20 protein-coding genes are annotated in these 17,647 nt (G+C 66.6%); 5 read left to right on the forward strand and 15 right to left on the reverse strand.

What is annotated here, in order from left to right; translation table 11 throughout:
* Window positions 1-62 precede the first annotated feature (62 nt).
* A complete protein-coding gene (locus CVN68_RS24440) occupies window positions 63-830 on the forward strand; it encodes an acyl-CoA dehydrogenase family protein (RefSeq protein WP_407695550.1) in 768 nt (255 codons plus the stop codon).
* On the opposite strand, the gene CVN68_RS11235 is transcribed toward CVN68_RS24440, so the two are convergent.
* The 3 genes from CVN68_RS11235 to CVN68_RS11245 are packed head-to-tail and all read right to left on the reverse strand — an operon-like array spanning window position 827 to window position 3,723.
* Window positions 827-1,384: a glutathione S-transferase gene (locus tag CVN68_RS11235; RefSeq protein ID WP_233503709.1), complete on the reverse strand. Its 558-nt coding sequence runs from the start codon at window positions 1,382-1,384 to the stop codon at window positions 827-829. The two genes, CVN68_RS24440 and CVN68_RS11235, sit on opposite strands and share 4 nt — an antisense overlap.
* Window positions 1,385-1,421: 37 nt before the next feature.
* Complete coding sequence (gene trhO, locus CVN68_RS11240; RefSeq protein WP_233503305.1) at window positions 1,422-2,378, reverse strand: oxygen-dependent tRNA uridine(34) hydroxylase TrhO; 957 nt, start codon at window positions 2,376-2,378, stop codon at window positions 1,422-1,424.
* Window positions 2,379-2,433: 55 nt separating this feature from the next.
* The gene (locus tag CVN68_RS11245) at window positions 2,434-3,723 is read right to left on the reverse strand and encodes a glycosyltransferase (RefSeq protein ID WP_100282284.1); all 1,290 of its coding nucleotides are present in this window, start codon (window positions 3,721-3,723) and stop codon (window positions 2,434-2,436) included.
* 109 nt (window positions 3,724-3,832) lie between these two features.
* Here CVN68_RS11245 and CVN68_RS11250 point away from each other — a divergent pair, with 109 nt between their 5' ends.
* The gene (locus CVN68_RS11250) at window positions 3,833-4,870 is read left to right on the forward strand and encodes a glycosyltransferase family 2 protein (RefSeq protein ID WP_100282285.1); all 1,038 of its coding nucleotides are present in this window, start codon (window positions 3,833-3,835) and stop codon (window positions 4,868-4,870) included.
* An 89-nt stretch (window positions 4,871-4,959) separates the two neighbouring features.
* Here CVN68_RS11250 and CVN68_RS11255 read toward each other — a convergent pair whose 3' ends face one another.
* The 5 genes from CVN68_RS11255 to hisG all read right to left on the reverse strand — a co-directional run bounded on the left by CVN68_RS11255 (window position 4,960) and on the right by hisG (window position 10,525).
* Complete coding sequence (locus tag CVN68_RS11255; RefSeq protein ID WP_100282286.1) at window positions 4,960-7,137, reverse strand: sodium-translocating pyrophosphatase; 2,178 nt, start codon at window positions 7,135-7,137, stop codon at window positions 4,960-4,962.
* A gap of 100 nt (window positions 7,138-7,237) precedes the next feature.
* Complete coding sequence (thiL, locus tag CVN68_RS11260) at window positions 7,238-8,086, reverse strand: thiamine-phosphate kinase (protein WP_100282287.1); 849 nt, start codon at window positions 8,084-8,086, stop codon at window positions 7,238-7,240.
* 29 nt (window positions 8,087-8,115) lie between these two features.
* Window positions 8,116-8,577: a transcription antitermination factor NusB gene (gene nusB, locus CVN68_RS11265; protein WP_100282288.1), complete on the reverse strand. Its 462-nt coding sequence runs from the start codon at window positions 8,575-8,577 to the stop codon at window positions 8,116-8,118.
* 2 nt (window positions 8,578-8,579) lie between these two features.
* Window positions 8,580-9,878 carry a histidinol dehydrogenase gene (gene hisD, locus CVN68_RS11270; RefSeq protein ID WP_100282289.1) on the reverse strand — a complete coding sequence of 433 codons (1,299 nt, stop codon included), beginning with the start codon at window positions 9,876-9,878 and terminating at the stop codon, window positions 8,580-8,582.
* Window positions 9,875-10,525, reverse strand: a complete 651-nt coding sequence (gene hisG / locus CVN68_RS11275) for an ATP phosphoribosyltransferase (protein WP_100282290.1) — start codon at window positions 10,523-10,525, stop codon at window positions 9,875-9,877. The genes hisD and hisG overlap by 4 nt, the downstream gene beginning before the upstream one ends.
* A gap of 62 nt (window positions 10,526-10,587) precedes the next feature.
* On the opposite strand from hisG, the gene CVN68_RS11280 reads away from it, so the two are divergent.
* Window positions 10,588-11,670 carry a DUF2332 domain-containing protein gene (locus tag CVN68_RS11280; protein ID WP_100282291.1) on the forward strand — a complete coding sequence of 361 codons (1,083 nt, stop codon included), beginning with the start codon at window positions 10,588-10,590 and terminating at the stop codon, window positions 11,668-11,670.
* A gap of 1 nt (window position 11,671) precedes the next feature.
* Complete coding sequence (locus CVN68_RS11285; protein ID WP_100282292.1) at window positions 11,672-12,049, forward strand: DUF6157 family protein; 378 nt, start codon at window positions 11,672-11,674, stop codon at window positions 12,047-12,049.
* A 159-nt stretch (window positions 12,050-12,208) separates the two neighbouring features.
* On the opposite strand, the gene CVN68_RS11290 is transcribed toward CVN68_RS11285, so the two are convergent.
* From CVN68_RS11290 to CVN68_RS11300, 3 genes are all read right to left on the reverse strand, one after another.
* Window positions 12,209-13,117 carry an alpha/beta fold hydrolase gene (locus tag CVN68_RS11290; protein WP_100282293.1) on the reverse strand — a complete coding sequence of 303 codons (909 nt, stop codon included), beginning with the start codon at window positions 13,115-13,117 and terminating at the stop codon, window positions 12,209-12,211.
* Window positions 13,118-13,235: 118 nt separating this feature from the next.
* The gene (locus CVN68_RS11295) at window positions 13,236-14,138 is read right to left on the reverse strand and encodes a pirin family protein (protein ID WP_100282294.1); all 903 of its coding nucleotides are present in this window, start codon (window positions 14,136-14,138) and stop codon (window positions 13,236-13,238) included.
* Window positions 14,135-14,422, reverse strand: a complete 288-nt coding sequence (locus tag CVN68_RS11300; RefSeq protein WP_100282295.1) for a BolA family protein — start codon at window positions 14,420-14,422, stop codon at window positions 14,135-14,137. The genes CVN68_RS11295 and CVN68_RS11300 overlap by 4 nt, the downstream gene beginning before the upstream one ends.
* A 36-nt stretch (window positions 14,423-14,458) precedes the next feature.
* Between CVN68_RS11300 and CVN68_RS11305 the strand changes: the two genes are divergently transcribed.
* Window positions 14,459-15,076 (forward strand): J domain-containing protein, encoded by a 618-nt coding sequence (locus CVN68_RS11305; RefSeq protein WP_233503306.1) that lies wholly within the window; start codon window positions 14,459-14,461, stop codon window positions 15,074-15,076.
* Here the strand turns inward: CVN68_RS11305 and CVN68_RS11310 are convergent.
* The 4 genes from CVN68_RS11310 to CVN68_RS11325 are packed head-to-tail and all read right to left on the reverse strand — an operon-like array spanning window position 15,073 to window position 17,641.
* A complete protein-coding gene (locus CVN68_RS11310; protein ID WP_100282297.1) occupies window positions 15,073-15,732 on the reverse strand; it encodes a dihydrofolate reductase family protein in 660 nt (219 codons plus the stop codon). The two genes, CVN68_RS11305 and CVN68_RS11310, sit on opposite strands and share 4 nt — an antisense overlap.
* Window positions 15,725-16,201, reverse strand: coding sequence for an SRPBCC domain-containing protein (locus CVN68_RS11315; protein WP_100282298.1), 477 nt, complete (start codon window positions 16,199-16,201; stop codon window positions 15,725-15,727). The genes CVN68_RS11310 and CVN68_RS11315 overlap by 8 nt, the downstream gene beginning before the upstream one ends.
* 10 nt (window positions 16,202-16,211) lie before the next feature.
* Window positions 16,212-16,865: a glutathione S-transferase family protein gene (locus CVN68_RS11320; protein ID WP_100282299.1), complete on the reverse strand. Its 654-nt coding sequence runs from the start codon at window positions 16,863-16,865 to the stop codon at window positions 16,212-16,214.
* Window positions 16,865-17,641: a VOC family protein gene (locus tag CVN68_RS11325; protein ID WP_100282300.1), complete on the reverse strand. Its 777-nt coding sequence runs from the start codon at window positions 17,639-17,641 to the stop codon at window positions 16,865-16,867. Before CVN68_RS11325 ends, CVN68_RS11320 begins: the two co-directional genes overlap by 1 nt.
* Window positions 17,642-17,647: the final 6 nt, after the last annotated feature.

Raw genomic sequence — 17,647 nt, forward strand, 5'->3', positions numbered from 1 at the left:
AGGAGCAGAAACGCCGCTGGCTCCCCAAGCTATGCTCGGGCGAGAGCGTCGCGGCGATCGCGATGAGCGAGCCCGGCGCGGGATCGGACCTACAGGCGATCCGCACCACGGCAGTCCGCGACGGCAACGGCTATCGGATCAACGGCGCCAAGACCTTCATCTCCAACGGACAGATTGCTGACTTCATCGTCGTCGTCGCGAAGACGGATCCTGCGGCGGGCGGAAAGGGCGTGTCGCTGCTGGTGGTGGAAACGGAGCAAGCCGAAGGCTTCCGCCGCGGCAAGGCGCTCGACAAGATCGGGCTCGATGCGCAGGACACTTCCGAGCTGTTCTTCGACGACGTCTGGGTCCCCGCCGACAATTTGCTGGGCACCAGCGAAGGCCAGGGCTTCCGCCAGCTGATGGCCGAGCTACCCCGCGAGCGGCTGGTGATCGCAGTCTCCAGCGTGATCACGATGGAGCGCGCGGTCGCGGTCACCACCGAATACGTCAAGGAGCGCCAGGCATTCGGCCAGCGCGTGTTCGATTTCCAGAACACCCAGTTCAAACTCGCCGAGTGCAAGGCCAAAACCGAAGTCGCGCGGGTCTATGTCAACGATTGCATCGAACGCCAGCTCGCGGGCACGCTCGACCTGACCAGCGCGGCGATCGCCAAATTATGGGTCACAGAGAGCGAATGGCAGGTGGTCGACGAATGCCTCCAGCTCCATGGCGGCTATGGCTATGTCAACGACTATCCGATCGCGCGGATGTGGCGGAATGCGCGGGTGCAGCGGATCTATGGCGGCTCGAACGAAATCATGAAGCTGCTGATCGCGCGGAGCCTCTAAATTGGTCGCCATTGCGGACGCTGGACCATCACCGCAGCGAACAGGTCGGACGCGATCTGCCCGGCCAGCCAGCGCTGCACCCCGGGCAGCGGCTGCGCGGCGAACCAGTCGCGGTCGACCGCGGCGAACTGCCGCACGAAGGGCATGATCGCCGCATCGGTCAGGGAGCGCTGCTCGCCGCAGAGATACGCCCCCGCCGCCAGCCGCGCTTCCAACCTCTCCAGCATCGCCAGGCCCAGCGCGCGATGCTCCGCCGGATCGGACGCATGGCGATCGGGATATTTGTAGCGATCGAGATGGTGCTTGAACGGGCCGTCATTGGCATGGATCAACGCCGCGTCGTCGCCGGCCAACCAACCTTCGGGATCGTTGCGCCCGAGCGCCCAGCGCATGATGTCGAGGCTCTCGTCGATCACCCAGCCATCGGGAAGCACCAGCACCGGCACCGTCGCCTTGGGTGAAGCGGCGATCAGTTCGGCGGGCTTGTCGCGAAGCCTGACCTCGCGGATCTCGCAAACCGTCTCGCTGACCGTCAGCGCCATCCGCGCCCGCATCGCATAGGGGCAGCGGCGGAAGCTGTAGAGGATCGGCTCAGTCAGCCTCGTGCTCCACAAAGCTCGCGCCGATATGTGCCTCGCCGCGCGCCGCCGCCAGCTCCGCCTGGCGGTGCCGTTCGGCGTAGCGCTCGCGCTGCGCGTCGGTCCGCTCGGCATGGCAGGCGGGGCATGCGACGCCTTCGACGAACAGCGGCGAACGCTGGTCCGCCTCACTGACCGGCCTGCGACAGGCGCGACACAGGCCGTAGCTGCCGAGCTCGAGCCCGTGCCCGACCGAGACGCGCTCGTCGAATACGAAGCATTCGCCCTGCCAGCGGCTCTGCCCGGCCGGCACCTGCTCCAGGTAAGCGAGGATCCCACCCTTGAGATGATAGACTTGATCGAGCCCCTCGGCCTTGAGCAACGCCGTCGACTTCTCGCAGCGGATGCCGCCGGTGCAGAACATCGCGATCCTGGGCTTCTCCCCGCGCCGCCCCTCCCATTCATGGCGATGCGCCCGCACCCATTCGGGAAACTGGCTGAAGCTATGCGTCTTCGGATCGATCGCGCCGGCGAAGCTGCCGATCGCCACTTCATAGTCGTTGCGGGTGTCGATCAGAATCGTGTCGGGCGCATCGATCAGCGCATTCCAGTCCTCCGGCGCGACATATTCGCCGGCGTCGGTCGGATCGAGATCGGGCTCGCCCATCGTCACGATCTCGCGCTTGATCCGCACTTTCATGCGGTGGAACGGCATGCTCGCCGCGCGCGAATGCTTGACGTCGAGCGCGGCGCAGCCCGGCAGGCCGCGGATGTGCGCGAGCACTTCCTCGATCGCCGCATCGCTCCCCGCGATCGTCCCGTTGATCCCCTCGGGGGCCAACAACAAGGTGCCCTTCACGCCCTGTGTGCCGCACAGCCGTGCGAGCGGCGCCTTGATCGCCTCGCAATCGTCGAAACGGGCGAATTGGTAGAGCGCGGCGACGTGGAAGGGCAGAACAGGTTCGGTCACGAAGGCATTCCAACGGGTTACGGTCGCGTGCCCCTAGCAGAGCGATGGCGCCCCGTCATGCCGCGAGGCGCATCTGCTCCTTCGAAAGCAGCGCCAGCAGCGAGATCTTGTTGAAGAACCACATCTGCTCGATGCGCAGCCCGCTATATTTCCGGATCGTATTGGTGAGGGTGTAGGGCGTGTACCAGACATTGTGATCGGGGTGGACGACCTCGACGAAGGTCGCGCTGTCGGCGAGATAGTCGAAATGCCGTCCGCCGCACTGGAACGCATCGGGCACCGAGACCAGGAACGCGCCGGCGTCGACCTTCTCGAGCTGGGCGAGGAAATCCGAGACATTGGGCACATGCTCCATTACTTCGGGAACGAGCACCAGATCGTAGGAATCACTGACCTGATCGAGGCTCGAGAATAGCCGCCCCTTCACGTGCGGCGCGAGCTGATCGAGCGCTTCGGTGTGCGGGTCGACGCCGTCGAGCTGCGCGCAGACCTGCTCCAGCGCGAGGTGCAGCGACGCCTTCAGATTGGTGATCGGCCAATCGGCGCAGCCGACATGGAGCACGCGCTTGCCTTCGCAGAAATTGCCCAGCACCACACCACGGCCCAGCCCTTCGAGTTCGTTGCTCACCTGCACGCGCTGGACGAAATAGGGCGCATTGCGCACTTCGAGCGCCGACACCTCCGGCACCGGCGCGGCCGCCGGGGCAGGCACCTCGCGCTTGTGGATCTCGTCATAGGCGCGCAGCGTCGAGCCCCAGAGCTGGTCGGCATAGACCGGGTCGCCGCCTTCATAGGCCACGCCGGTGAAATGCCGCGGGATGAAATAATGGCTCGGATAGATGCGCAGGTGCGAATAGCCGTATTTGCGGTAGCTGTCGGTCAGCCGCTGTGGCCCGACGGTCTTCCATGCCTTGGCATGCGTCACGCTGGGCGAGTCATGGATGTCGCGGATGATCTGCTCGACGAAAGGATTGCCCGCCTCGCAGCCGAAATAGCCCGCGGCGATCAGCCCCGGCCGCGCGATTTCGCTCTCCCAACAGGCGAAGGCCTCGCAATCGAGCAAATGGTCGTCGAGCGGTCGCAGCGCGATGCTGTCGGCATCGACGACCACTCCGCCCTTGGCGTGGAGAATCTCCCAGCGCATCATGTCCGCGACGCCGTTGAGTTCGACGCCGTGCATCGCATTCATGTGATCGCGGTTGAACCAGTCCTGCCCGGCGAGATCCTGATTGCCCCAGAGCAGGAATTCCCAATCGGGATTGAGCGCGCGCCACGTGTCCATGCAGTTGGTGGGGCATTTACTTTGGTCGCCCACCCAGATGAAGTGCATCAGCTTCGGGATCATCGTCGCGTTCCTCACGGTGCGCCCGCGAAGTTAGGTCGCTTTGGTTAACACTATGTTTGCCTTGTTCGCCGATGTTTCTTGCCCGTACCAACTATCCGGGCTCTTCCTTTTGTCGCGCAAACCCGTCATCGCCGCCGTGCTGATCGTCCGCGACGAGGCGCGCTGCATCGCGCGCTGTCTCGACAGCGTCCGCCCGCATGTCGACCGGATATTGGTGCTCGACACCGGCTCGACCGACGGCACGCCGCTGCTCGCGGCACAATGCGGCGCCCAGGTCCATCACTTGCCTTGGCCGAACGACTTCTCCGCCGCGCGCAACCATGCGCTCGACTTGGTCGATGCCGACTGGAACCTCGTGCTCGACGCCGACGAGTGGATCGTCTCGGGCGGCGAGCAACTGCGCCGCTGGTGTCGCGCGCCGCGGCTCGGCCAGCTCTGCGTGCACAGCGCGATGGAGGGTACCGCGACGGGCGCCGAGCGCCGCAACTGGCTCACGCGCCTGTTGCCGCGCGGCGTCCGCTATCAGGGTCGCGTCCACGAACAGCCGGTATCGCCGCTTCCGCGTGCACGCATCGAACTGCACATCCGGCATGACGGCTATCTCGCGGGCCAGCTGGCCCGCAAGCGTGACCGCAACCCCCCGTTGCTGCGGCGCGATCTTCGGGACCGCCCGGGCGATCCCTATCTGCTCTACCAGCTCGCCAAGGATGCAGAGATCGGCGGTGATCTCGTGGAGGCATGCGCGCATTATGCCGCGGCGCTCGAGGCCAGCCCGCTCGAAGCCAATTGGCGCCACGCGCTGGTCGTGCGCCAGCTCCACTGCCTCGGCAGGACGGATCGGATGGACACCGCGCTGGCGCTCGCCGACGCCGAAATGGCGCATTATCCGGAGTCGCCCGACCTGTTCTTCGTACTCGGCAATCTCCTCCACGATCGCGCGCAGACCGATCCGGTGCAGGCGCTCGACCAATGGTTGCCGCTGGCGATCGGCGCGTGGGAACGGTGTCTGGCGATCGGCGAGCGGCCGGATCTCGAAGGCAGCCTGCAAGGCTGCGGCAGCCATCTCGTCCGCCACAATCTCGAAACGGCGCGGACCCAGATGCGACTGCTGGGAATGCAGCAGGAGCTCGCGCGGCTGGTGGCCTGATCTCAATCCTCCCTGCCAGAGGGAGGGTTGCGCAAAAGAAAACCCCGCCCGGATCGCTCCGGACGGGGGTCGCAGTTCAGTCGGAAGGCTCAGCCCGCGCCATGTCCGGCGAGCGCCGCGAGCAGCAGCAGCGCCACGATGTTGGTGATCTTGATCATCGGATTGACTGCGGGACCCGCAGTATCCTTGTACGGATCGCCGACGGTGTCGCCCGTCACCGCGGCCTTGTGCGCCTCGGATCCCTTCCCGCCGTGATTGCCGTCCTCGATATATTTCTTGGCATTGTCCCAAGCGCCGCCGCCGCTGGTCATCGAGATCGCGACGAACAACCCCGAGACAATCACGCCGAGCAGCATCGCGCCGAGCGCTGCGAAGCCTTCATGCTGCCCCGCTACCGCAGTGATCAGGAAGTACACTGCGATCGGGCTCAGCACCGGCAGCAGCGACGGAATGATCATTTCCTTGATCGCCGCCCGGGTGACGATGTCGACCGTGCGGCCGTAATTCGGCCGGCTGGTCCCTTCCATGATCCCGGGATTCTCGCGGAACTGGTCGCGCACGTCCTGCACTACCGATCCCGCCGCGCGGCCGACCGCCGTCATGCCGAATGCGCCGAACAGATAGGGCAAGAGCGCACCCAGCAGCAGCCCGACGATCACATACGGATTGCTCAAGCTGAAATCGACATCCACGTTCGGGAAGAACTCGTGGAGGTCGGTGGTGTATGCCCCGAACAGCACGAGCGCCGCGAGCGCCGCCGAGCCGATCGCATAGCCCTTGGTCACTGCCTTGGTGGTGTTGCCCACCGCGTCGAGCGCGTCGGTCTTGTGGCGGACCTCGTCGTCGAGCCCAGCCATCTCGGCGATGCCGCCGGCATTGTCGGTCACTGGGCCATAGGCGTCGAGCGCGACCACCATGCCCGCGAGCGCGAGCAGCGAAGTCGCCGCGAACGCCACGCCGATCACCCCGGCGATCTGGTACGCCGCAATCACGGCGATCACGATCACCAAAGTCGGCAGCGCCGTCGACTCTAGGCTGATCGCAAGGCCTTGGATCACGTTGGTGCCGTGGCCGGTCTCCGATGCCTTGGCAATCGAGCGGACCGGGCGATAGTTGGTGCCGGTATAATATTCGGTGATCCACACCAGCAGCCCGGTCACCGCAAGGCCGATCATCATGCAGTAGATGAGATCCCAGCCGGTGAAGCTCGGCCCCGTGGCGAGGCCGGTATTGGCCTGATCGGCGAGGCCGGTCGACCCTTCTAGGAATGCCGAGGGATCGCCGATTCCGCCGATCAGCGTGTCGAGCCCGCCCAGCGTGTAATGCGTCACCCCGATGATTGCCGGGATCGACAGGATCACGGTGACCCAGAAGCCCTTGTACAGCGCCCCCATGATCGACTGGCTCTTGCCCAGTCGGACGAAATAAGTGCCGATGATCGAGGTGATGATGCACACCCCGCCGACGATCAGCGGCAAGGTCATCAGCGCCAGCAATGTGTCAGGCGCCAGTCCGCGCATCAGCAATGCGATCGTCACCATGGTGATGCCGAGCGTGACGACATAGGTCTCGAACAGATCGGCGGCCATGCCCGCACAGTCGCCGACATTGTCGCCGACATTGTCGGCGATCACCGCGGGGTTGCGGGGATCGTCCTCGGGGATTCCGGCCTCGACCTTGCCCACCAGATCGGCGCCGACATCGGCCGCTTTGGTGAAAATGCCGCCGCCGAGACGCGCGAAGATCGAGATCAGCGAGGCGCCGAAGGCGAGCCCGGTCAGCGTCTCGATCACCGGCCGCGAATTGGGCGCAAGGTCCGCACCCTCGACCAGATAGGCGAAGATGCCTGCGATCGAGAGGAGACCCAGCCCCGCTACCAGCATGCCGGTGATCGCGCCCGAACGGAACGCCAGCGTCAGGCCTGCCTGGAGCGAATGCCGTGCCGCTTCCGCAGTCCGGACGTTGGCCCGCACCGAGATGTTCATGCCCACGAACCCGGCGAGGCCGGAAAGCACCGCGCCGATCACGAAGCCGAGCGTCGGCAGCGCACCTAGGGCGAAGAACAACACGATCGCGACGATCACGCCGACGACGGCGATCGCCATATATTGCCGCGCCAGATAGGCCTTGGCCCCCTCCTGAATGGCGGCGGCGATGTCCTGCATTTTCTCGTTACCGGGCGACGCCCGCAGCACTTGCTGACTCGTCAGAAAGCCATAAGCCAACGCCAGCAAACCGCAGGCGATGGCGAGATACACAATCGTCATCAGGCGAAGTCCTTCCCCTAGAACTGGAACCGCGCCGGTCTTGTGCCGGTCGTGCGGAGGCGGGGAAGGTATCGGGCACCCGAAGCGGGCGCAACCCGCCTCAGCGGTGCTCGTAGCCGAGGCGTTCGGGGGGGGATTTGCCGTCGAGGAGAAGTGGTTGGGCGCCCTTTGCGAGCATCGTGCCGATCCGCGTCGCCGATACGGGCAGAGCCGCATCCGCCGGCGCCGTGAACAGCAACGCATAATCGTCGCCCCAGCGCGCCGCCGCCAGCCGGTCGCTTACGCCTTGCGCGAACGGGATCGCGTCGAATTCGATCGCAGCGGTGCACCCGCTCGCCTCGGCCATACGGCGCGTATCGAGCAGCAGCCCGTCGGACACGTCCATCATCGCGTGAACGTGCGGCCCCAAAGCCAGCCCCTCGGCCAGAAGCGGTCGCGGCCGCAAATAGGCCGCGCCGTCGCCGGCCTCGAAACCGAGCATCGCCGCGCCGATCGCGCCGGTGACATAGAGCGCGTCCCCCGCCTGTGCCTCGCTCCGCGCCGGCACCGGCCGCACCGTCGCGCGGCCGATCGCGGTGCAGCCGAAAGTCGCGGGTCCGCCATGCGCGATGGTGTCGCCGCCGAGCAGCTTGACGCCGTAAGCCTCGAGCACGTCGCGCAGGCCTTCCACGAAACGCTCGGCGCGCTGGATCAGAGTCGCTCCGATCAGCACCCCGATCGGCTCCGCAGCTTTTGCGGCGAGATCGGACAGGTTCACCGCGACGAGCTTCCACGCGATGTCGGCCGGATCGGTGCCGGCGCGGTAATGCACCCCCTCGGCGATCGCGTCATGCGTGACCACCAGCGCCTCGCCGCCGATTTCGATCACGGCGGCGTCATCGCGAAGGTCCTGCGCACCGGGATGTAGCGGCAGCGTGCGCAGCGCAGCGATGAAACCGGATTCGTCCACTAGATCCTCCCCGGAACGGGGAGGATCGATCAACCCCGTACTTCCTTCGCAATGGCGTCGAGGATCCCGTTGGCGAATCCCTTCTCGCGCCGGTCGTAGAACGCGTCGGTCACGTCGAGATATTCGCTGATCACCGCGCCCACCGGCACATCCGCCCGCGCCAGCAGCTCATAGGTGCCGGCGCGGAGGATCTGTCGCATTGGCTTGTCGAGGCGATCGAGCGACCAATCTGCGGTCAGCTTCGCCGCGATCAGCCCGTCGATCTCCTCGCGCCGCGCGTCGACGCCTTTGACGATATCGTCGAAGAAGGTGACGTCGGCATCGGCATATTCGACATCCTCGATCGTCGCGCCGAGCCGGTGCTGGTGGAATTCGGTGAGCAATACGGTGAGCTTGGTGCCCTCCATTTCCAGCTGGTAGAGCGCCTGCACGGCGGCGAGCCGCGCGGCGGCGCGAGCCTTGGAACGGGTGCGGGCCTTGGGACTTGGCATGACTACTCTTCTTGGTTCCGGAGGCGGATCGCGACCGATCTGGCGTGCGCCGGCAGCCCTTCGGCATTGGCCAGCGCGACTGCGGCCGGTCCGATAGCAGCGAGTCCCGCTTCATCCAAGGCCAGGAAGCTCGTCCGCTTCATGAAATCGAGCACCGACAGCCCCGAAGCGAAGCGCGCGCGCCGCCCCGTCGGCAGCACATGGTTCGGGCCCGCGACATAATCGCCCACCGCCTCGGGCGTGTGCCGGCCAAGGAACACCGAGCCGGCATGGTGGACCATGTCGAACAGCCCTTCCGCGTCGTCGCAGGCGAGTTCGAGATGCTCCGGCGCCAGGCGATCGCAGAGCGGGATCGCTTCGACGAGGCTCGGCACCAGGATGATCGCCCCGTTCGCGTCCCAGCTCGCCCGCGCAGTCGCGGCGGTGGAGAGCGTCTCGATCTGGGCGTCGACCGCCGCGGCCACCTTGTCGGCGAAAGCGGCATCGTCGGTGAACAGGATCGACTGGCTGGTCGGGTCGTGCTCGGCCTGACTGAGCAAATCGGCGGCAATCCATTCGGGGTCGTTCTTGCCGTCTGCGACGACGACGATCTCGCTCGGCCCGGCGACCATGTCGATTCCGACCACGCCGTAGAGCTGGCGCTTGGCTTCGGCGACCCAGGCATTGCCGGGGCCGGTGACGACGTCGACCGGCGCGATCGACGCAGTCCCGTAAGCAAGCGCCGCGACGGCCTGCGCTCCGCCGACACGCCACAATTCGTCCACCCCGGCGATATGCGCCGCGGCGAGCACCAGCGGATTTACTTCGCCGTTCGGAGTCGGGGTCACCATCACCAGCCGGCGCACGCCAGCCGCCTTTGCCGGGATCGCGTTCATCAGCACCGAGCTGGGATAGGCCGCGCGGCCGCCGGGGACATAGACGCCTGCCGAATCCACCGCCCGCCAGCGCGCGCCGAGGCGGATGCCGAGTTCGTCGATCCCGTCGCTGTCCTCGGGCTTCTGCCTGGCGTGATAGACTGCGATCCGCTCCGCCGCGAGTTCGAGGGCGTCGCGCAATTCGGGAGTCAGCCCTTCCCATGCCGCGAGGCAATCGGCGCGATCGATCTTCCAGCCGGTCTGGTCGAGATCGTGCTTGTCGAACAGCCGGGTCAGATCCTTGACCGCGGCATCGCCCTCGTCGCGCACCCGCTTGATAATATGGGTGACGTTACGTGCGACATCTTCGTCCGCCTCACGGCGCGCGTTGACGAGGGTCGTGAACTTCCCGGCGAAACCGGGTGCGGCGGCGTCGAGGCGGATCACGCCACCGCCCTCCGGAACGCATCGACGAGCGGCACCACTTCCCCCGCGCGCATCTTGAACGCCGCGCGGTTGACGATCAGCCGGCTGGTGACCTGCGCGATCACCTCGACCTCGACCAGGCCATTCTCCTTGAGTGTCTTGCCTGACGAAACGAGATCGACGATCCGCGGCGCGAGCCCGAGCACCGGCGCCAGCTCCATCGCGCCGTTCAGCTTGACGCATTCGGCCTGCACCCCCCGCGCCTCGAAATGGGCGCGGGTGATGTGGGGGTATTTGGTGGCGATGCGGACATGGCTCCAGCCGCGCGGATCGTCCTTCTCGGCCATGTCGACGGGCTCGGCGACCGAGATACGGCAATGCCCGATCCCCAGATCCACCGGCGCGTACAGCTCCGAATAATCGAACTCCGCCAGCACGTCCGATCCGACGATGCCGAGCTGCGCGGCGCCATGGGCGACGAAGGTCGCCACGTCGAAAGCGCGCACGCGGATCAGGTCGATCGCGGGGCTGTTGGTCTTGAAACGCAGCGCCCGGCTGTCCGGATCGGAAAAGGCGGGCTCGGGCACGATGCCGACCGCCGCGAGCAGCGGCAGCGCCTCGTCGAGGATCCGGCCCTTGGGCACGGCGAGGATGAGCGGTTCTTGCATGGGTGCGGGGGCTTTACTTGGGGGGTGCCCCCGGCGCAACAAAGCCTTGCTAAGGGGGGATCATGGCCGGCGAACAGACCAACCGCGACAGCTTCGCGATCCAGGCCGGCTATTGCGCCGCGATGGCCGCGCCGATCACCACGCGGATCGCCACCGTCCTCGGCCCCAGCCTCACCCGCGACAGCGCGACCGGGCGCCGCGTGCTCGACTGGCCCGGCGAGCCGGTGGCCGACGCGCTGGTGCTGCGGCTGATCGGCGGGCTCCACGCGCTATACCGCCGCGGCGTTCCCGAGATCGCGCCAGCGTTCAGCGGCGCGGTGACCGACGAGGCGGAGGTCGCCGCGATCCTGCACGACGTGTTCGTCACGCACGATGCCGAGTTGCTCCCCTGGCTCGATGGTCCGCCCCAGACCAACGAGGCCGGGCGCTCGGCCGGTCTGATGACCGGCATCCTCCATCTCGCCGCACGCTACGGCCCCCAATTCGAAGTTCTCGAAATCGGATCGAGCGCGGGGCTCAACCTGCTGATCGGCCGCTATCGCTTCGATCTGGCCGGTGTCCGCCCCGGCCCCGCCGATTCGCCGGTCGCAATCAAGCCCGAATGGCGCGGCCCGCCGCCGCCGGATGCGCCGGTCGGGATCATCTCGGCGCGCGGTGTCGACATCCAGCCGCTCGATTTGTCGGGCGACCGCGATGCCGAACGGCTGCAGGCTTATTGCTGGGTCGACAATGCCGAGCGCCAGGCCCGGCTCGAAAACACCATCGCGATGGTCCGCGCCGAGGGCGTCGATCTGGTGCAGGGCGACGCCGCCGACTGGGTCGAGGCGCGCCTCGCCGAGCCGCAGCCCGAGGGCGTGACACGCGTGCTGATGCACTCGGTCGTCTGGCAATATCTGCCCGACGCCACCCAGCGCCGCATCGCCGATGCGATGACCGCCGCCGGCGCGCGCGCGACGCCCGAACGCCCGCTCGGCTGGGTGATGATGGAGCCCAATCGCGACCTCCACCGCCATGAGATTCGTGTCCGCGGCTGGCCGGGGGACACGCCGATGCAACTCGTCGCCCTCACCCACGCGCACGGCGCCTGGGTCGAGGCGCTCGAACCGCCGTACGAGACCCGGCCCTATGTGATGCGAGCTTATTGAGATGCACACGACCAATTATCGCGACACGCTGATCACGGTATCCGCGGATTGCCCTGTGTCCGAAGGCACGATCCCCGAAAAGCCCGGCACCATCGCCACGGTCCAGCACGCGCTGCTCGCCCGGCCCTATGCGATGACCAGCGACGACCTGCTCCACGAAACCCACCGCGCGCGCGGCGGTGACAAGAGCCGCGAGGACTTCTTCGCCAGGCCCCAGGCCTGTCTGCGCGCCTCGCCACTGGTCAAGCAGTTCGGCTGGGGCATCCACCACGACTCCGAGGGCCGGATCGCGCTGCTCGATCCGCAGGGCGACGGCTATCGCCGCCTGCTGGACGACGACGCCGTCAAGAAGACGCCGGGCATGCGCAGCAAGCGCTGACGGTTTCGGCCTTGCAATGTAGGATTTCGCCTGCTTGCATTTCGCGTCGGAATCCCACCGGCCGCTCTTTGACTCGTCGATCCACCGCGCAATAATCTTACGAGATTGCGCGCGTTTCCGTGAAAAGAGTCAAAACTGGGGAGGAGACTGCATTTCGGGCTACCCCCGGTCGCCCTGGCCGCCTTGCTTCAGCCAGTCGCGAATCGCCGCGGTCACGGCTTCGGGCTTCTCCCACGGCACGAAATGCCCGCCATCCTCGATGCGGGTGATGGTCAGATCGGGCACCAGCTCGTCCAGCTCCAGTTGCACCGGCAGCAATGCGAAATCCTTCATCCCCCAGATCACCAGCGTCGGCTGGGTCATCGGCGGAAACGGCGCGTCGAGCCAGACCGGTCGCTGCGCATCCTCGCCCGGCGCGGGCACGGCGATGGCGGAGGCGCGATACCAGTTGAGCATCGCCGTCATCGCGCCATGCTGGCCCCATTCGTCCATATACGCGGCCTTGTCCTCGCCCGCGATCCCGCCGACGATATGCTGCGCGAAGGTCGAGGCGAAGAAGCGCTCCAGCCCCGCGCCGACCAGCCCCCTGTCGATTCCGGTATCGCGGAAGCGCGTGATATATTGGCTCGCCTTGCGCTGGGCTGGATCGTCGAACAGCGACTTCTGGAAGACCTTGGGATGCGGCGCGTTGACGATGATCAGTCGTGCGATGCGCTGCGGATTTTGCAGTGCCGCCATCCACGCGATCGCCCCGCCCCAATCGTGGCCGACCAGCGTGAAATGCTCGATGCCGAGATGGTCGGCAAGCGCGAGCAGATCCCCGACCGGCTTGTCCGGCGTGTAATTCGCGACCCCTTCGGGCTTGGACGAGCGCGCAAAGCCGCGTTGATCAGGCGCGATCACATAATGGTCGCGCGCCAGATCCGGGATCTGGTGCCGCCACGTCCGGTGCGATTCAGGGAAGCCGTGGAGCAGGAAGATCGGCGGATGGGTGGGATCGCCCGCGATGGCGACGTCGAGTTCGACACCGGTGGGTAGCGATATGCGCTGAAGATCGAAACCGGCCATCACCACCTCCCGTTCGCCCTGAGCTTGTCGAAGGGCCGTTCTTCTTTTCCAGAGCTAAGGCAAAAAGCGGCGCTTCGACAAGCTCAGCGCGAACGGAGAAGAGATACCTGCACAGCTGTCACGGATAACTCACCGTCTTGGGCACTTCCGGGATCGGGATCCATTCCTTGTCGTCGCCGGGCACCTTGGGGAAATTGCCCGCCGTCCAGTCCTGCCTGGCCTGGTTGATCCGGTCGCGGCTCGACGAGACGAAGTTCCACCAGACGTGGCGCGGCGTCGTGAACGCCTCGCCGCCGCACAGCATCACGCGTCCGCCCTGCTCCGAGCGCAGCGTCGCGGCGATACCCGGGCGCAGCACATAGAGCGTCATCGGCTCCAGCCGCATCCCGTCGAGGCTCGCCTCGCCGATCGCGACATAGAGCGCGCGTTCGTCGGCACCCGGATCGATCGGTATGCTCGCGCCGGCCTCGAGGACGATGTCGGCATAGATGGTCTCGGCATAATTGGTGGTCGGCGCCGACGCCCCCCACAGGTCGCCCATGATCACGCGGGCGGTCGCGCCGCCCGACTGCACCACCGGCAGGTCCGCCGCGGCGACATGCTCGAACGCCGGATCGCGCTCCTCGTCGCGCTCGGGAAGCGCGAGCCACGTCTGGATCCCCGACAATTCAGGGCCGACCGCACGCTCGGCCGAAGGCGAGCGCTCCGAATGGACGATGCCGTGCCCCGCGGTCATCAGGTTGACCGCGCCGGGCTCGATCGTCGCGAAGGTGCCGAGCGAATCGCGATGGTCGATCGCGCCGGCGTAGAGATAGGTCACCGTCGCGAGGTTGATATGCGGATGCGGGCGCACGTCGATGCCGGTGCCCACGTCGAGATGCGCCGGGCCCATCTGGTCGAAGAAGATGAACGGGCCGACCATCGTCCGCGGCCGCGACGGCAAGGTGCGGTGCACCTTGAAGCCGCCGAGATCGTGGGTGACCGGCGCGATCGTGTGGAGGAACAAATCGTCGGTCATCATGCCTCTCCGGGTGCGCGGGCGCGGATCGCCAATGCGTGGATGCGCTCCGCCAATAGATCGGCGAGCGCGTTGTTGATCAACCGCTGCCGTTGAACCCGCGAAAGCCCGGCAAACGCCGCGCTCTCCACCGCCACCGTCCAGTGCGATTCGCCGGTGCCGTCGTCGCCGAGATGGCCGGAATGGTGATGGCTGTCGTTGATCACCTCGAGTTGCGTCGGTGCGAGCGCGGCGGTGAGGCGGGCGGTGATGATGTCGGCGAGTCCGCCGCTGGCAGGGTCAGTCATCGCGCCTATATAGGCGGTTTGTTCGAGGGAAATAGCGTGGCGGACAGCCAGCCGAGAAAGGATCGACCCAATGCCCGGTTCCACGGTCGCGTGGAGGCGCCGGGGAGGTTGTGCGCCGAGCCCGGCTGTTCCGAGCCAGGCGAGTTTCGCGCGCCGCCGCTCGAAGGCACCGGTCGCCCCGGCGACGGCCCGCCGCCGTTCCGCTGGATGTGCCTCGATCATGTCCGCGCGTTCAATTCGGGCTATAATTTCTTCAAGGGCATGAGCCCCGACGAGATCAACGACGCGCAGCGCCCTTTTGCGGGCTGGGAGCGCGAGACCCGCGCGTTCAACGCCACCGGCGGCGCCGACCGGCCGCCGCGCTGGGCCGACTTCGCCGATCCGCTCGACGCAATCAACGCACGCTTCCGCGATCGCATGAAGGACCGGGCCGAGCGCAAGGACGGCAAACCGCTATCCGGCAAGGACCGCGATGCGATGCACGCGCTGGCGCTCGAGATCGATGCCGACCGGATGGCGCTGCGCAAGCGCTATTCCGAGCTTGTCCGCCGCTACCACCCCGATCGCAACGGCGGCGACCGCGGCTTTGAGGGCAAACTTCAGGAGGTCATCGCCGCCTATCAGCACCTCAAGAGCGCGCCCGCCTTCGCCTAGCCTTCGCGCTTCATCCGTTCCTGCCGCGCCTGCTCGCGGGCGCTCGGTTCCGCCATCTGGAAGCTGCCGATCGGCACCGCGCCAGCCGGTTCGTAGGTCGCGATCGTCACCCCGGTGGTGCTGACCTGCTGCTCGATCAGCTTGAGCGCGAAGGATGGCGTGCCGTCGCCGAACAGCCGTTTGCCGCCGCCGAGCACGACGGGGAAGGTCATCACGAACAGCCGATCGATCAGCCCCGCGGCGAATAGCCCCGGATAGAGCGTGGTGCTGCCCTGGATCAGGATGTCGGGTCCTTCGCCCACCTTGATGTCGGCGACCGCTTCGATGCTGCTGACGCGATGGCTATTCTGCCATTCGAGCGGTGCATCGCCGCGAGTCAGCACATATTTATTGGCCTTGTCGAAGGCCGGACCGATCGGATCGTCGGGGCCGACATAGGGCCAGTGCGCCGCGAAAATCTCCCACGTCTTGCGCCCGAGCAGCAAATCGAACGGGCCGCCGAACAGCGCATCCATCGTGTTGCCCATCGCCTCGTCCCAGAAGGTCGCCGACCAGCCGCCGAGCGCGAAGCCACCGGTCCAGTCCTCGCTCGGCCCGCCCGGCGCCTGCATCACGCCGTCGAGCGACTGAAACACCCCGCCGATGATCTTACGCATCGACCGTCTCGGCGATCCGCCTCGCCACCGCTTCGAGCTGATCGGCAGCCACGCCCCAGCCCAGTTCGAACCCCATCAATTTGTGCTGCTCATAGGTCTCGTCGGACCAGTGGCGGGCGCTTCCCCGGTACAGGGTCTTGTCGCCCTCCGGCGTGAACTCCCATGTGCCGACCATGAACGGATCGCTGGGCACCCAGCCCTGTTTGAAGGCATCGGTCCAGACGATCTTGCGGCCGGGAATGACCTCGAGGGTCACGCCCTCGATCACATTCTCCTCGCCGTTCGGGCCGCGCATGATCATCGCGGTACGGCCGCCCGGGCGGAGATCCCGCTCGATCAACTCGGTGGTCCACGGCCTCGGGCACCACCATTCCTCGAGATGACCGGTCCACGCCTTCCACACCGCATCGATCGGCGCGTCGATGCGCTTCTCGACCGAAAGCTCCCGGGTTTCGTCATTGGCGGGCATTTCTTTCTCCTCAATCTCGCTCGGGGGCGCCCAGCGGGAAATAGGCGCGATAGGGCCGCGCCTCGTCGATCGCGCGCGCGACCGAGGGCCGGGCGAGCAGCCGCGCGCGATAGCCCCCCAAATTGGCCAGCGCCTCGGGGATCGGATCGACCCAATCGGCGTAGAAGAGCGACGGCGCCGCTGCGCAGTCGGCGAGCGAGAAGGCGCCCGCCACCGCCCATTCGCGCCCCTCCATCCAGCCATCGAGCCACGCATAGCTCTTCTGCAGCGCCGCCTTGGCCTGCTCGACTTCCACGGGGTCGTGACGCTCGGGGCCACGCAGCGCGTCGGCGACCACGCGCTGCATCTGGCCCATAACATGGTTGTCGAAGATGCGGTCGAGCATCCGCACCTCGAGCCCCGCGTCGCCCTCCGGGATGAAGGTAACCGGACCCGGGTGATGGCGCTGAAGATGCTCGATGATCACGCTCGATTCCATTACCGGCCGGCCGTCGTCCACGAGCAGCGGGAATTTGCCGATCGGCCAGAGCCGGCCGAATTCGGCGCCATTCTCGGGAAACTCCTGCTCGAGGATGCGATATTTGAACGGCGTGGCGTTCTCGTAGAGCGGGATCAGCACCTTCCAGCAATAAGACGAGAAGGGGTGCGCGTAGAGCTCAAGCATCAGCCGCGCGACCCCACCACGCCGAACCTCGCACCGGCCGGATCGGCCGCATAGATGACGAAATCGCCGCCGGGCACTTCCATCGGACCTTGCCTGATGCTGCCGCCGGCCTCCTCGATGCGCTGCTTCGCCCCGTCGATATCGCCGACGCGGAAGAAATAATTCCACCCCGGCGTCTCGCCCGGCGCGACCTTCATCACCGCGCCGATCATGCCGCCGTCATGGCCGAGAAAGCTGTAATCGCCCATCTCGCCCATCGGCATCGCGCCGTCCTTCTTCCAGCCGAATTGCTCACCGTAAAAGGCAAGCGCGGCCTGATCGTCGCTGGTCTGGAGCTCGTTCCATTCGCCGTGCCCAGGCACCATGCGCTTGAACGCGGTGCTCGCCTCGGGGCTGGCGCCCTTCATCACATAGAAGGTCACGCCCTGCGGATCGGCGACCATCGCCATCCGGCCAACCCCCTCCATCGTGGTCGGCGGCATGTGGATGCCGCCGCCGGCCGCGGCGATCTTCGCCGCCGCGGCATCGACATCGTCCACCCCGATATAGCTGAACCAGCGCGGCTCGGGCGGCGCGCCCTCGGGGGTCTTCATCATGCCCGCAACGCCCTGCCCGTCGGGCGCCAGATAGACGTGATAATTCTCCGGGCCCTCGGCCGTGGCGCCGGGGCAGCCGCCGTCCTGCCACCCGACTACCTTTTGATAGAAGGCGCCGGCGGCATCGGGGTCACCGGTGATCAGCTCGTACCAGATCGGGGTTCCGTGCGGGTCGGTCATCGTCCG

The sequence above is a fragment of the Sphingomonas psychrotolerans genome, from assembly GCF_002796605.1.
Classification (GTDB): domain Bacteria; phylum Pseudomonadota; class Alphaproteobacteria; order Sphingomonadales; family Sphingomonadaceae; genus Sphingomonas; species Sphingomonas psychrotolerans.

Coding starts and splice junctions, on each gene's coding strand:
- CVN68_RS11320 (WP_100282299.1), bottom strand. CDS start 16,865: ATGCTTGAGCTCTACGCGCACCCCTTCTCGTCTTATTGCTGGAAGGTG.
- nusB (WP_100282288.1), bottom strand. CDS start 8,577: ATGCCAAGTCCCAAGGCCCGCACCCGTTCCAAGGCTCGCGCCGCCGCG.
- CVN68_RS11245 (WP_100282284.1), bottom strand. CDS start 3,723: ATGATCCCGAAGCTGATGCACTTCATCTGGGTGGGCGACCAAAGTAAA.
- CVN68_RS11255 (WP_100282286.1), bottom strand. CDS start 7,137: ATGACGATTGTGTATCTCGCCATCGCCTGCGGTTTGCTGGCGTTGGCT.
- CVN68_RS11280 (WP_100282291.1), top strand. CDS start 10,588: ATGGCCGGCGAACAGACCAACCGCGACAGCTTCGCGATCCAGGCCGGC.
- CVN68_RS11235 (WP_233503709.1), bottom strand. CDS start 1,384: ATGCGGGCGCGGATGGCGCTGACGGTCAGCGAGACGGTTTGCGAGATC.
- hisG (WP_100282290.1), bottom strand. CDS start 10,525: ATGCAAGAACCGCTCATCCTCGCCGTGCCCAAGGGCCGGATCCTCGAC.
- CVN68_RS11295 (WP_100282294.1), bottom strand. CDS start 14,138: ATGATGACCGACGATTTGTTCCTCCACACGATCGCGCCGGTCACCCAC.
- CVN68_RS24440 (WP_407695550.1), top strand. CDS start 63: ATGAGCGAGCCCGGCGCGGGATCGGACCTACAGGCGATCCGCACCACG.
- CVN68_RS11325 (WP_100282300.1), bottom strand. CDS start 17,641: ATGACCGACCCGCACGGAACCCCGATCTGGTACGAGCTGATCACCGGT.
- CVN68_RS11290 (WP_100282293.1), bottom strand. CDS start 13,117: ATGGCCGGTTTCGATCTTCAGCGCATATCGCTACCCACCGGTGTCGAA.
- CVN68_RS11310 (WP_100282297.1), bottom strand. CDS start 15,732: ATGCGTAAGATCATCGGCGGGGTGTTTCAGTCGCTCGACGGCGTGATG.
- CVN68_RS11285 (WP_100282292.1), top strand. CDS start 11,672: ATGCACACGACCAATTATCGCGACACGCTGATCACGGTATCCGCGGAT.
- CVN68_RS11315 (WP_100282298.1), bottom strand. CDS start 16,201: ATGCCCGCCAATGACGAAACCCGGGAGCTTTCGGTCGAGAAGCGCATC.
- CVN68_RS11300 (WP_100282295.1), bottom strand. CDS start 14,422: ATGACTGACCCTGCCAGCGGCGGACTCGCCGACATCATCACCGCCCGC.